This window comes from Sphingomonas sp. GW821-FHT02B09 (genome assembly GCF_059421875.1).
The window spans coordinates 821,537-834,382 of record NZ_JBWKVV010000002.1 but is presented as its reverse complement, the minus strand read 5'-3'; the positions used below and the strand labels follow the sequence as shown (position 1 = coordinate 834,382).

Genomic DNA, 12,846 nt, shown 5'->3' with positions numbered 1-12,846 from the left:
TCCACAGGAGCCGATGTGATCCGATCCCAGACCCACGCGCGGCGTATCGCCGCGCTGCTTCTCGCCGCCGGCCTCGCCGGTTGCGTGCCGCCCGCGGCCGCGCCGGTCAGCGCGCCGCCGCCGCCGCCGGCCGCCGCCGCACCGGTGGCGGTCGACCCGTCGCACATCGAGTCCGACGCGATGATCGCCACCTCGATCGCGGCGACGCCGGGGCTGAACACGCTGGCGGCGGAGCTTCGCACCGCCGAACTCGACGCGTTGCTCGCCGGCAACGGCCCCTATACCCTGTTCGCGCCCACCGACACGGCGTTCACCCGGCTCGCGCCGGGGATCGCCGGCGATCTGCTCGCCCCCGAGAACCGCGCGGCGCTGGTCGCGTTGCTGCGCTATCATATCGTGCCGGGGACGATGACCACCGAACAGCTCACCCAGCGCATCCGGGCGGGCGGCGGCCGCACGGTGCTGACGACGCTCGGCGGCCAGCCGATCACCGCGACGCTGACCGGCGACGTCATCACGCTGACCAGCGTGACCGGGAACCGCAGCTACGTCGAGGCGGCCGACGTCGCGCAGGCGAACGGCGTGATCCACGTGGTCAATGGCGTGCTGGTACCGAATTTGCCGCAATAAGGAACCAGCGCCCCTACCAACCCCGTTCGTGCTGAGCTTGTCGAAGCACCTTGAGACTCACCTGCCCTTCGACGGGCTCAGGACAAACGGTAGCTGTTGTCTTGGCAGCCGGCGCGCAGGCTCCTGCCTCGCCAATCCTATTCGTCGCTGGTCTGTGCCTTACTAACCCCGTTGGTGCTGAGCTTGTCGAAGCACCTTGAGACTCACTGCCCTTCGACAGGCTCAGGGCAAACGGCAAAGATGGGACGTGAGCAAGTAGGATCGCCCTACCCCTCCCACCGCTTCGCCGCCTCCGCATCCGTCTCCCGTGCCTCGACCCAGCGCGACTCCCCCCCACGCGTCTCGCGCTTCCAGAACGGCGCATCGGTCTTGAGCCGGTCGATCAGATAGGCGCACGCCTCCAGCGCCGCGGCGCGATGCGCCGACGAGGCCGCGACGAAGACGATCCGCGTCCCCGGCGTCATCGGCCCGACGCGATGCACGATCGTCGCCCCGCCAAGCGCCCAGCGCTCCACCGCCCCGGCGGCGACCCGGAACAGCGCCGCCTCGGTGGCGCCGGGATAATGTTCCAGCTCCAGCGTTCCCACGCCCCCCGCTTCGTCCGCGTCGGCGCGGACCAGCCCGGTGAAGGTCGCGACCGCGCCGGTCCCGGCCGTCGCCTCGGCGAGCGCCATTTCGGCGGCGATGTCGATCGCCTCGGGCGTGACGACGATGCGGATCATCCGCCGGTCACCGGCGGGAACAGCGCCACCTCGCGCGCGCCGAGGATCGTCGCGTCCATCGTCACGAAGGCCTGATCCACCGCCGCGCGCAGCCGCCCGCGATCGGCCAGCGCCTCGGCGCTGACCTCGTCGCGCGCCGCCAGCCAGTCGACCAGCGCCGCCACCGTCGTCACCGCGGCGGGCGCCTCGACCATTTCCTGCGACCGGCCCATGCGCTCGCGCACCCAGGCGAAATAGAGCATCTCGAGTCGCATCGCTCAGTCCATATGCTTCAGGCCGACGCGCAGATAATCCCAGCCCGTCACCAGCGTCAGCGCCGCCGCCGCCCACAGGCAGCCGAGCCCGGTCACCTTGATCCACGCCTGCGCCGGCAGCGCCCCGGCGAGGATCAGCGCGCCGAACGCGACGAGCTGCAGCGTCGTCTTCCACTTGGCGAGCTTCGACACCGGCAGCGACACCTGCAGGCCGGCGAGGAATTCGCGCAGCCCCGACACCGCGATCTCGCGCAGCAGGATGATCAGCGCGGCGATCAGGTGGACGCCGGTGATGAGCGCGCTGTCGTCGTGCCGCGTGCCGACGAGCATCAGGATCACCGCGGCGACCATGATCTTGTCGGCGATCGGATCGAGGAACACGCCGAGCTTTGACACCGCCCCCTGCGCGCGGGCGAGATAGCCGTCGAAATAATCGGTGATCCCCATCAGGCAGTAGAGCGCGAAGGCGATCCCGAATCCCGCCTCCCACCGCGGCCACCACAGGAAGGCGACGAGCAACGGCACCGCGACGATCCGCGACAGCGTCAGGAGGTTGGGCAAGGTCAGCATCGCCGTCTTCCTACTCCGCCGGGGGAGCGGGCGGAACCCCAAGCTTCCTCTCCCTGCAAGCGAGGCGAGGCTATCGCATTGGCGCGGCGGTGTGACCCGGTCGTGTCCCACCCCCACGCCGTCACCCCGGCCCTGCGCCGGGGTCCCGCTGCTTCGGACGGTGCGGAAAAGCGGGATGCCGGATCAAGTCCGGCATGACGGAAAATACAGGTGCCGTTGCTACACCCCGACCGGTCATATGTAGCGGCGCCGGCGAGGGAGGGGCGATGCCGCCCGCACCTTCCCCGTTGGCGCGCCCTGCGCAAACGGCTATGCCGGTCACAATACCGCCACGATCAAAGGCCGTTACTCGCATGCTGAATGCCATGGGGTTGCTGAAGCAGCGCCGCTTCCTGCCCCTCTTCACCACCCAGTTCCTCGGCGCCTTCAACGACAATCTGTTCAAGACGTCGATGGTGCTGTTCGCGACCTATGCGATCTTCAACGATCCGCACTTGGAGACGAACTTCAACGCGCTGGCGACGGGTATCGCGATCCTGCCCTTCTTCCTGTTCTCGGCGCTCGCCGGACAATTGGCGGACAGCCACGACAAGGCGCGGATCATCCGCATCGTCAAGACCGCCGAGATCGGCATCATGCTGCTCGGCGCCGCCGGGCTGATGGTCGCGCGCGCCGGCCTGCCGACGCTCGGCGTTGCGCTGATGCTCGGCGCGGTGCTGTTCCTCGGCGTCCATTCGACCTTCTTCGGGCCGATCAAATACGCGATCCTGCCCCAGCATCTGAAAGCGCACGACGTGCTCGGCGGCACCGGGCTGGTCGAGGCGGGGACCTATCTCGCGATCCTGCTCGGCACGATCGTCGCCGGCTACGTCCCGATCGAGGGCGCGGCGATCCTCGTCCTCGTCGTTGCGGCGATCGGCTGGTTTGCCGCGCGCCAGATCCCGCCGGCGCCGCGCGAGGGGCCGCGGCTCAAGCTCAACTACAATCCGTTTACCGCCTCGTGGCGACTGATCCGTACGACGATGCACATCCCGCGGCTGTTCCTCGCGATCTGCGCGATCAGCTTCTTCTGGACGATCGGTGCGGTGCTGATCATCATCTTCCCGCCGCTGGTGAAGAACGTGCTCACCGCCGACAAGATGGTGGCGAGCGGCGCGATCGCGGTCTTCTCGGTCGGCGTCGCGATCGGCTCGGTGGTCATCAACACGATGCTCAAGGGGCGGATCAGCGCGCGTTACTCGCCGCTGTCGGTGATCGCGATGGGCGGCTTCGTCGTCGTCTTCTCGGTCCTGTGCCGCACCTGGATCCCGGCGGCGCCGGGCCAATATTACGACTGGACGCAATTCGTCGCCCAGCCGCGCGCCATCCCGATCATGCTGAGCCTGCTGGCGATCGCCACCACCGGCGGCATGTTCGTCGTGCCGCTCTACGCCTTCCTCACCACCACGGTGGAGAAGGACCAGACCGCGCGTACCGTCGCGGCGAACAACGTCGTCAATTCGGGCGCGATGACCTTGGGGTCGATCGCCGCGATCGGCATCAACATCGCCGGCGTCCAGCCGGTCGACATGCTGTTTCTCGTCGCCGCGATGTGCCTGATCTCGGCCTGGATCGCGCAGCGGCTGCACCGCGCCTGCGACTGATCCGGCGCTAGAACAGGAACGTGTAGAAGCAGGTGAAGAAGGCGGCGAAGCTGAGCAGGAACAGCTTCCAGTCCGCGTCGTCGCTCTTCCTCACGTCGGGCAGCACCGGCGGCGGCAGCGTCCGCCGGAACGGGTGACGGGCCGATTCATTGGTGAGGACGAGGCGTCTGGTCATGATGAGGATGTTAACGCCTCGTTTACGATATCGACCAGCGCGAAAGGTGGTTAAACCTGACCTGTCCACGGATGGGACGTTAACGATGAGGACCGCGTCATGAGTGTCGCCTTCCGCCGCGAGAGCGACGAGGAGCATCTGGAGCCCAAGTTCGAGCTGCCCATCCCGAGTGCGCCCAATCTCGTCACCGCCGCGGGCAAGCGGCTGATCGAGGAGCGGATCGCCACGCTGGAGGCGGCGATCGCCGCCGCCGATGCGCCGGCGGTCGACGCGCTGCGCCGCGACCTGCGCTATTGGCAGACGCGCCGCACCACCGCGGTGCCCACCGCCGCGCCGGCGGACGGCAGCGCCGGCTTCGGCACGCGGGTGACGATCCGCCTCGCGGGCAAGACCCGGACGATCGCGATCGTCGGCGACGACGAGGCCGACCCGCCTGCCGACCGGCTCGCCTATGGCGCCCCGCTGGCGCATGCGCTGATCGGCGCCGAGCCCGACGACGTGCTCGCCTTCAACGGTCGCGACGCGGCGATCGAGGTGCTCGCGGTCGAACCGATCGATCCGCGGGAGGACTAGCCGGGCTACGGGACCGGGGGGATCCCGTAGCGCGACCGTCGGGCACCGGGGAGCGCCCGGACGTCGATGGGTCGAGTGTGGGAGAGAACGCCACCGACGCGCGCTTCGCTAGCCACGCCATATTGCCGCGATATTTCCGCTTTGGACCGGTCGAGACATCCGCAGGCAATGCGCCGGCATGATGACACCCGGCGAAGGAGCCCAGCCCATGCCGGCATCGCCGATGATCGCCACCTGCCTTGCGACCCGCCACCGGCCCGGCCGCAAACAGAGCGAAATCGGCGGCGTCCGTCGCGCGCGCTGCGTCTGCTGCGGCATGCAGTTGATGCGCACCGCGATCAGCCGCCGCTGGATCATCGCCGACCAATTGGGCTGACGGCGCGGGCGGCAGAGACCTGCCCCTACACCGGCAACGTCACCCGCGCGATCGCGCCGCCGTCGGGATGGTTGGCGATCGTCGCGTCGCCGCCGTGCGCGCGCGCGACGCCGCGCACGCTGCTCAGCCCCAGCCCGATCCCGCCGGTATCGCGGTTGCGCGACCGCTCGCCGCGGAAGAAGGGCTCGAACAGGCGATGCAGATCCTCGGGCGCGATGCCGGGACCATGGTCGCGCACCTCGATCAGCGCATGGCCGTCGATCCGGCCCAGCATCACCTCGGCATCGCCGCCATATTTGAGCGCATTGCCGACCAGATTGGCGATCAGCGATTTCAGCCCCGCCGCATCGCCCTCGATCACCAGCGGCTCGCCGTCGTGGAGCGTCACCGGCTCGCCGCGATCCTCCAGTTCGTCGGTGACGCTCTCGACCAGCGAGCGCAGGTCGAGCCGGCGCCGCTCGCCGATCTGGTTGCCGTCGCGGAAGAAGCCGAGCGCCGCCTGGATCATCGCCTGCATGTCGCGGATGTCCGCCTCGCTGGCGCTGCGCAGCGGCTCGGGCGCGCGCTCCAGCCGCAGGCCCAGCCGCATCAGCGGCGTGCGCAGGTCGTGCGCGATCGCCGCGATCATCATCGTGCGATCCTCGACATAGCGGTTGAGCCGCGCCTGCATGCGATTGAACGCCGCCGCCGCGTCGGCGATCTCCGCCGGCCCGCCGAGCGGCAACGGCGCCGCGCGCGGATCGCGGCCGAGCCGCTCCGCCGCCGCGCCGAAGGCGGCGATCGGCTTGGTCAGCCGCCGCGCCAGCAGCCAGGCGAAGGGCGCGATCGCGACCAGCGCCGCCAGCAGCCACAGGAACGCCCGCCATCGCCAGCTTTCGAAGCCGGTGCGCGCCGCCCGCGCGATCCGCCAGCTGCCGTCGGGCTGATGGACCGAGACGGTGAAGCGCCCGAACAGGATCTGGTTGCGCGCATCGGGCGAGCGCGCCCGTTCGGGATAGCCCTCGCGCCGCGGCATCGGCCCGAAGACGATCGGCGGCGGCCCGCCGAAATGGACGTGGACGAGGTCGAGCGGCAGTTCGAGCTGCGCCGCCATCAGCCGCCGGATCCGCGCACCGCGCGCATCGTAAGGCGCGGGATTGCTGGCCTCGCGCGTCACCAGCACCTCGCCGGTCGCATCGCGGCCGGTGCGCAGCGCGGTGGCGACCTGCGGCACCGAGAAGATGCGCGGCGTCGGCGGGGTGATGAACACGACCAGCGCGACGTTGAGCGCCTGCACCGTCGCGACGCTCAGCAGCATCACGAGGAAGACGCGCCAGAACAGCGACTTGGCGACCCAGCCGATCCCCAGTCGGGACGCCGGCCGCCAGCTCATGTCCGCGCCACCGCCGGCACGAACAGATAGCCTTCGTTGCGGATGGTACGGATGATGTCGTCGCCGCCGCTGCGCAGCTTGCGCCGCAGCCGGCTGATCTGCACGTCGATCGCGCGATCGAACGCCTCGCTGTTGGGACCGCGCGCCGCCTCGAGCAGCAACTCGCGCGACAACACCCGCCGCGGCCGCTCGGCGAAGACGCGCAGCAGCGCGAACTCGCCGTCGGTCAGGCCGACCAGCACGCCCTGCGTGTCGAACAATTCATGCGCCATCAGGTCCATCGTCCAGCCGTCGAAGCTCAGCCGCGACCGGTCGGCGGGCTCGGCCTGCTGCCGGCTGCGCAGCGCGGCGCGGACGGTGGCGATCACCTCGCGCGCGCTGCACGGCTTGGTGAGATAATGGCTCGCACCGATCTCCAGCCCGACGATGCGGTCGCGTTCCTCGCCCAGAGCGCTCAGCATGATGACCGCCGGGCCGCCGTCGCGGGTGATGCGGCGGCAGGCGGAGATGCCGTCCTCCCCCGGCATCATCACGTCGAGCAGCACCGCGTCGATCCGGTCGCGCTCCAGCACCGCGTCCATCTCGCGGGTGTTGGCGGCGGCCTGCACGCGATAGCCGCGCGCGCCGAGGCTCTGGGTCAGCAGGGTGCGGATCTCGCGATCGTCGTCGACCACCAGGATCGCCGCCGGTTCGTCCCCCGATGCCCCTGCATTATGCTGTTGGCTCATCATCGCCCTCTCTTGGCGCCGAATTGTTTCCGCCGGATAACCGCATGATATCGGGTTGCGCCGGTCGTGGACATCCAACTGCAACATTGGGCTGGTTCACAGTGTCGTTCACCCGGGGAACCGCCATGAATCGCACCATCGTCATCGCCCTGCTCGCCTGCACCGCCGTGCCGGTCGCCGCCCAACAGCCGCCCGCCCACGGCAACCGCCGCACCTTCATCAGTCCGATGGGCCAGCCGTTCCACGGCGACGACGCCGCGCCCGATCCCGAACGCGCGTGGTTCGACGCGGCCGACGCCAACAAGGACGGCGCGATCACCCGCGCGGAGTTCCAGGCCGACGCCAGTCGCTTCTTCGCGACGCTCGACCGCAAGCACGACGGCGAAATCGACCCCGACGACATCGATTATTACGAAAGCACGATCGCGCCGGAGGTGCGCTCGGGCAGCGGCGGGCCGGGGGTGATCGCGAGCAGTTCCGATTCGGACGGCGGCGGCAAGGCGCCTGCCTATGACGCCGGCAAGCTCGGCGCGGCGCGCTTCAGCTATTTCCAGCTCCCCGAGCCGGTCACCGCCGCGGACCGCAACTTCAACCGCGGCGTCGACGCCCGCGAATTCGCCGACGCCGCCGACAAGCGCTTCGCCTCGCTCGACAAGAATCACGACGGCAAATTGAGCTGGGACGAATTGCCCCACGTCACCGGCCGCGCCGCGGCGATGAGCCGCGGCGGCGGCGAACGTGGCGGCGGTGGTGGCGGCCATCACGGCGGCGGCGGCCGCCGCGGTGGCGGCATGGGCGGCGCCGGCGGCGGCTTCGGCGGCGCAGGCACCGGCCCCGGCGGCGACATGACCGGCCTCGGCCGGGACTGATTCCTCCCTCGCTTTAGCGGGGGAGGCCCATCGCAGATGGCCATTCAAGGTGCTGAGACGGCATCCATTTTTCGTCATGCCGGACTTGATCCGGCATCCCGCTTCTTCTCACCGTCCGAAGAAGCGGGACCCCGGAACGAGTCCGGGGTGACGAATCCAACGAGGAAGCCGGTCGAACCTCAGCGGCGAAGCCATATGCGATAACCGCCGGAGGTCACCCCCGCCGGCGGATCAATCCAGCCGCCGCGCCAGCTCCTTGTTGAGCCCCAGCGCCACCAGCGTCGCGAACGCGCCCGACAGCAGGTACCCGCCCGCCGCCAGGAGCCCGAACTGGCTCGCCAGCACCAGCGCGGCGAGCGGCGCGAAGCCCGCGCCGAACAGCCACGCGAGGTCCGACGTCAGCGCCGCACCGGTATAGCGCGCCCGCTTGGGGAAATTGTTGGTCACCGCGCCCGACGACTGGCCGAACGACAGGCCGAGCAGCACGAAGCCGCCGATCATGAACGCCAGCTCGCCCGCATCGCCACCGGCGAGCAGCTGCGGCGCGAAGCCGCTGAACACCGCGATCGCCGCCGCGGTATAGCCGAGCACCGAACGCCGCCCGATCCGGTCGGCGAGCAGGCCCGAAATCACCACCGCGCCGAGCCCGAAGAAGGCGCCGATGATCTCGATCCCCAGGAAGCGCGCGATATCCTCGTTGGTGTAGAGCGCGATCCACGACAGCGGGAACACCGTCACCATATGGAACAGCGCGAAACTGGCGAGCGGCGCGAAGGCGCCGATGACGATGTTGCGCCACTGCGCCTTGACCGTCGCGGTGACGCGCGACGGGGTCAGCTCGCGCGTCTCGAACAGCCGGCTGTATTCCGGCGTCACGACGATGCGCAGCCGCGCGAACAGCGCCACCACGTTGAGCGCAAAGGCGACGAAGAACGGATAGCGCCAGCCCCACGACAGGAAGTCGATGCCCTCCATATTGGCGAGCAGGAAGGCGAACAAGGCGCTCGCCACGATCAGCCCGAGCGGCGCGCCAAGCTGCGGCACCATCGCATACCAGCCGCGCTTCTCCGGCGGCGCGTTGAGCGCGAGCAGCGAGGCGAGACCGTCCCAGGCACCGCCAAGCGCGAGACCCTGGCCGATGCGGAAGGCGGCGAGCAGGATCGCCGACCACACGCCGACCTCGGCATAGCCGGGCAGGAAGGCGAGCGACACGGTCGAGGTGCCGAGCAGGAACAGCGCGATCGTCAGCTTGGTGCCGCGGCCGTGTTCGCGATCGACCCACATGAAGATCTGCGTGCCGATCGGGCGGGCGATGAACGCCAGCGGGAACAGCGCGAACGAATAGAGCGTGCCGGTCAGCCGGTCGACGTACGGGAAGACCAGCGCCGGAAAGACGATGACCGAGGCGATCGCATAGCAGAAGAAGTCGAAGAATTCCGACGTGCGCCCGATGATGACGCCGATCGCGATCTCGCCCGGGTGGACCTCATGGTCCCCCTGCGTGTTGACGGCACGTGCATCGCGTTCGAGCGATCCGGAATGGGCGGAAGCCACTGACATGTATCGCAGTCCTGTCGTCTCGCAGCCCGAGGGCCGTCGGTCATCAACGCGCCGCACCCGGTTTCGGACGCAGCGCCAACATGACCCCTTACCGCAGCCGGCTGCGCACGGGGATAGGACAAAATGTCCTATTTTGCGGTGCAGCACACAGGCGTACCGGACCTGACGATGCGAACCTTCCCGTTCTCCCCCCTCCCGCCCCGTCCGGCACGCGCCATGCGCACTGCCGTCGCACTCCTTGCGCCTGCCCTGCTGGGCGGGTGCGACTGGGTGGTGATGAACCCGTCCGGCGATGTCGCGCGGCAGCAGGCCAATCTGATCCTGTGGTCGACCGGCCTGATGCTGCTGATCATCGTCCCGGTGATCGCGCTGACCATCCTGTTCGCGTGGAAATACCGCCACACGAACGAAGAGGCGGATTACGAGCCGCATTGGGACCATTCGACCGGGCTGGAGCTGATCATCTGGTCGGCGCCGCTGATGATCGTCATCGCGCTCGGCGCGCTGACCTGGATCAGCACCCATGCGCTCGATCCCTATCGTCCGCTGGCACGGCTGGAGCCGGGCAAGGTGCTGGCCAAGACCGACAAGCCGCTGGAGATCCAGGTGGTGTCGCTCGACTGGAAGTGGCTGTTCATCTACCCCGAACAGGGCGTGGCGACGGTCAACGAGCTGGTCCTGCCGATGAACCGCCAGGTCCGCTTCCGCATCACCTCGTCGTCGGTGATGAACACCTTCTACGTCCCCGCGATGGCCGGCATGATCTATTCGATGCCGGGCATGGAGACGCGGCTGCATGCCGTGCTCAACAAGCCGGGCCGGTTCGAGGGCCTGTCCGCCAACTATAGCGGTGCCGGCTTCTCCGACATGCACTTCACCGTCGACAGCGTCGACGATGCCGGCTTTGCCAAATGGGCCTCGGAGGCGCGCAGCGCGCCGGCGAAGCTCGACATGGCGACCTATGTCCAGCTCGAAAAGCCGAGCGAGAAGGTGCCGGCGATCCGCTACGCCGCGTTCCAGCCGCAATTGTTCGACCGCATCCTCGGCATGTGCACCAAGCCGGGCGAGACCTGCATGCAGGCGACGATGATGAAGGACGGCGCCAGGGACCCGCATCGCGACAGCGGGCACGGCAGCCCGGTCAACGACAGCGGCCATATGCGTGGCAGCGAATCGAAGGGCGCCTTGCAGAAGGAGCCCGAGGAGAAGGGCAGCAGCCCGCACCGTAACGCCCCCCGTCCCGCCCCGCCCGGCAGCAACAAACCTGGCAACGAAGACAATCGCTCGATGACCTCCGCCGCCCCGCTGCCCGCCATGCTGACCGGCCTCACCGCCGCCGCCCGTTCGTAGGACCGACCTGATGTCCGATGCTTTGCTCAAGACGATTTTCGGGCGCCTGACGCTCGAGAGTTTCCCGATCCACGAACCGATCCTGATCGGCACCTTCGCGGTCGTCGCGATGGGTGGCGCCGCGCTGATCGCCGCACTGACCTATTTCAAGGTCTGGGGCTATCTGTGGAAGGAATGGTTCACCTCGGTCGACCACAAGAAGATCGGGATCATGTACATGATCCTCGGTATCGTCATGCTGCTGCGCGGCTTCTCCGACGCGATCATGATGCGCGCGCAGCAGGCGATGGCGTTCGGCCCCAACGAGGGCTTCCTGCCCGCGCACCATTACGACCAGGTGTTCACCGCGCACGGCGTCATCATGATCTTCTTCGTGGCGATGCCCTTCGTCACCGGGTTGATGAACTACGTCGTCCCGCTCCAGATCGGCGCGCGTGACGTCTCCTTCCCGTTCCTCAACAATTTCAGCTTCTGGATGACCGCCGCGGGTGCCGCGATCGTCATGGCCAGCCTGTTCGTCGGCGAGTTCGCCCGCACCGGCTGGCTGGCGATGGCGCCGCTGTCGGGGCTCGATTACTCGCCCGATGTCGGTGTCGACTATTACATCTGGTCGCTGCAGATCGCCGGCGTCGGAACCTTGCTGTCGGGCGTCAACCTGCTCGCGACGATCGTCAAGATGCGTGCGCCGGGCATGAGCCTGATGAAGATGCCGATCTTCACCTGGTCGGCGCTCGCCACCAACGTGCTGATCGTCGCCGCTTTCCCGGTGCTGACCGCGGTGCTCGCGATGCTCAGCCTCGACCGCTACGTCGGCACGCACTTCTTCACCAACACCATGGGCGGCAACCCCATGATGTACGTCAACATGATCTGGATCTGGGGCCACCCGGAGGTCTACATCCTGATCCTGCCGGCGTTCGGCGTGTTCAGCGAGGTCACCTCGACCTTCTGCGGCAAGCGCCTCTTCGGCTATACGTCGATGGTCTACGCGCTGCTGGTCATCACCATCCTCGCCTATCTCGTCTGGCTGCACCACTTCTTCACCATGGGGTCGGGCGCGAGCGTCAATTCGTTCTTCGGCATCACCACGATGATCATCTCGATCCCGACCGGGGCCAAGATCTTCAACTGGCTGTTCACGATGTACAAGGGCCGGATCCGCTTCGAACTGCCGATGATGTGGACGATCGCGTTCATGATCACCTTCGTCATCGGCGGCATGACCGGCGTATTGCTCGCCGTACCGCCCGCCGATTTCGTGCTGCACAACTCGCTGTTCCTGATCGCGCACTTCCACAACGTGATCATCGGCGGCGTGCTGTTCGGTATGTTCGCCGGGATCAACTATTGGTTCCCGAAGGCGTTCGGCTTCAAGCTCGACAAGAAGTGGGGCACGATCAGCTTCTGGTTCTGGGTCATCGGCTTCTATGTCGCGTTCATGCCGCTCTACGTACTCGGCCTGATGGGCGTGACGCGTCGCCTGCGCCACTTCGAGGACCCGTCGCTGCAGATCTGGTTCATCATCGCCGCGATCGGCGCCGCGATGATCGCGGTCGGCATCGCCGCCTTCCTGATCCAGTTCTACGTCAGCTTCCGCAACCGCGAGGCGCTGCGCGACTTCACCGGTGATCCGTGGAATGGCCGCAGCCTCGAATGGGCAACCTCGTCGCCGCCGCCGGCGTACAATTTCGCCTTCACGCCCGTCGTCCGCGACCTGGACGCCTGGTACGACATGAAGTCGAACGGCGCCGAACGGCCGATCACCGGCTTCCGCGACATCCACATGCCGCGCAACACCGGCGCCGGCATCATCCTGGCCGGCCTGTCGATGGTCGTCGGCCTGGCGATGATCTGGTACATCTGGTGGCTCGCCGCGCTGGCGTTCGTCGGATTGCTGGCGGTCGCGATCGGCCACACCTTCAACTATGACCGCGATTTCTACATCACCGCTGCCGAAGTCACCGCCGCCGAGGACGATCATACCCGGCAGCTGATCACGCACGCAGCGGTCGCGGGGGCCTGAG

General features: G+C 68.0%; 14 protein-coding genes. 7 read left to right on the top strand and 7 right to left on the bottom strand.

The genetic code is table 11. From position 1 onward, the window contains the following. The first annotated feature begins 15 nt into the window (after positions 1 to 15). Positions 16 to 630 carry a fasciclin domain-containing protein gene (locus tag AC07U4_RS11840; protein WP_052075643.1) on the top strand — a complete coding sequence of 205 codons (615 nt, stop codon included), beginning with the start codon at positions 16 to 18 and terminating at the stop codon, positions 628 to 630. Positions 631 to 896: 266 nt separating this feature from the next. Here AC07U4_RS11840 and AC07U4_RS11835 read toward each other — a convergent pair whose 3' ends face one another. The 3 genes from AC07U4_RS11835 to pgsA are packed head-to-tail and all read right to left on the bottom strand — an operon-like array spanning position 897 to position 2,176. Continuing rightward, positions 897 to 1,352, bottom strand: coding sequence for a molybdenum cofactor biosynthesis protein MoaE (locus AC07U4_RS11835; protein WP_495195530.1), 456 nt, complete (start codon positions 1,350 to 1,352; stop codon positions 897 to 899). Continuing rightward, positions 1,349 to 1,606, bottom strand: coding sequence for a molybdopterin converting factor subunit 1 (gene moaD, locus AC07U4_RS11830; RefSeq protein ID WP_038663495.1), 258 nt, complete (start codon positions 1,604 to 1,606; stop codon positions 1,349 to 1,351). The genes AC07U4_RS11835 and moaD overlap by 4 nt, the downstream gene beginning before the upstream one ends. Before the next feature lie 3 nt (positions 1,607 to 1,609). Then, positions 1,610 to 2,176 (bottom strand): CDP-diacylglycerol--glycerol-3-phosphate 3-phosphatidyltransferase, encoded by a 567-nt coding sequence (gene pgsA / locus AC07U4_RS11825; protein ID WP_038663498.1) that lies wholly within the window; start codon positions 2,174 to 2,176, stop codon positions 1,610 to 1,612. A gap of 353 nt (positions 2,177 to 2,529) precedes the next feature. Between pgsA and AC07U4_RS11820 the strand changes: the two genes are divergently transcribed. Then, positions 2,530 to 3,819, top strand: coding sequence for an MFS transporter (locus tag AC07U4_RS11820; protein WP_495195529.1), 1,290 nt, complete (start codon positions 2,530 to 2,532; stop codon positions 3,817 to 3,819). A 7-nt stretch (positions 3,820 to 3,826) separates the two neighbouring features. Here AC07U4_RS11820 and AC07U4_RS11815 read toward each other — a convergent pair whose 3' ends face one another. Then, positions 3,827 to 3,994: a hypothetical protein gene (locus tag AC07U4_RS11815; protein ID WP_169742550.1), complete on the bottom strand. Its 168-nt coding sequence runs from the start codon at positions 3,992 to 3,994 to the stop codon at positions 3,827 to 3,829. A gap of 99 nt (positions 3,995 to 4,093) precedes the next feature. Between AC07U4_RS11815 and AC07U4_RS11810 the strand changes: the two genes are divergently transcribed. Further along, positions 4,094 to 4,567 (top strand): GreA/GreB family elongation factor, encoded by a 474-nt coding sequence (locus AC07U4_RS11810; protein WP_137899086.1) that lies wholly within the window; start codon positions 4,094 to 4,096, stop codon positions 4,565 to 4,567. Between the two features lie 208 nt (positions 4,568 to 4,775). Beyond that, on the top strand, positions 4,776 to 4,943 hold the full coding sequence (locus tag AC07U4_RS11805; RefSeq protein ID WP_156143830.1) for a hypothetical protein: 168 nt from the start codon (positions 4,776 to 4,778) through the stop codon (positions 4,941 to 4,943). 25 nt (positions 4,944 to 4,968) lie between these two features. Here the strand turns inward: AC07U4_RS11805 and AC07U4_RS11800 are convergent, their stop codons facing one another. After that, positions 4,969 to 6,315 (bottom strand): sensor histidine kinase, encoded by a 1,347-nt coding sequence (locus tag AC07U4_RS11800; protein ID WP_137899087.1) that lies wholly within the window; start codon positions 6,313 to 6,315, stop codon positions 4,969 to 4,971. Further along, positions 6,312 to 7,043, bottom strand: coding sequence for a response regulator (locus tag AC07U4_RS11795; protein WP_038667247.1), 732 nt, complete (start codon positions 7,041 to 7,043; stop codon positions 6,312 to 6,314). Before AC07U4_RS11795 ends, AC07U4_RS11800 begins: the two co-directional genes overlap by 4 nt. A gap of 125 nt (positions 7,044 to 7,168) precedes the next feature. Between AC07U4_RS11795 and AC07U4_RS11790 the strand changes: the two genes are divergently transcribed. After that, positions 7,169 to 7,912: an EF-hand domain-containing protein gene (locus AC07U4_RS11790; RefSeq protein WP_495195528.1), complete on the top strand. Its 744-nt coding sequence runs from the start codon at positions 7,169 to 7,171 to the stop codon at positions 7,910 to 7,912. Positions 7,913 to 8,143: 231 nt separating this feature from the next. On the opposite strand, the gene AC07U4_RS11785 is transcribed toward AC07U4_RS11790, so the two are convergent. Next, a complete protein-coding gene (locus tag AC07U4_RS11785; protein WP_038663507.1) occupies positions 8,144 to 9,472 on the bottom strand; it encodes an MFS transporter in 1,329 nt (442 codons plus the stop codon). A 216-nt stretch (positions 9,473 to 9,688) separates the two neighbouring features. On the opposite strand from AC07U4_RS11785, the gene cyoA reads away from it, so the two are divergent. Next, complete coding sequence (gene cyoA, locus AC07U4_RS11780; RefSeq protein WP_495179330.1) at positions 9,689 to 10,822, top strand: ubiquinol oxidase subunit II; 1,134 nt, start codon at positions 9,689 to 9,691, stop codon at positions 10,820 to 10,822. Between the two features lie 10 nt (positions 10,823 to 10,832). Continuing rightward, on the top strand, positions 10,833 to 12,845 hold the full coding sequence (gene cyoB / locus AC07U4_RS11775; RefSeq protein ID WP_495195527.1) for a cytochrome o ubiquinol oxidase subunit I: 2,013 nt from the start codon (positions 10,833 to 10,835) through the stop codon (positions 12,843 to 12,845). The last annotated feature ends 1 nt before the right edge of the window (position 12,846 follow it).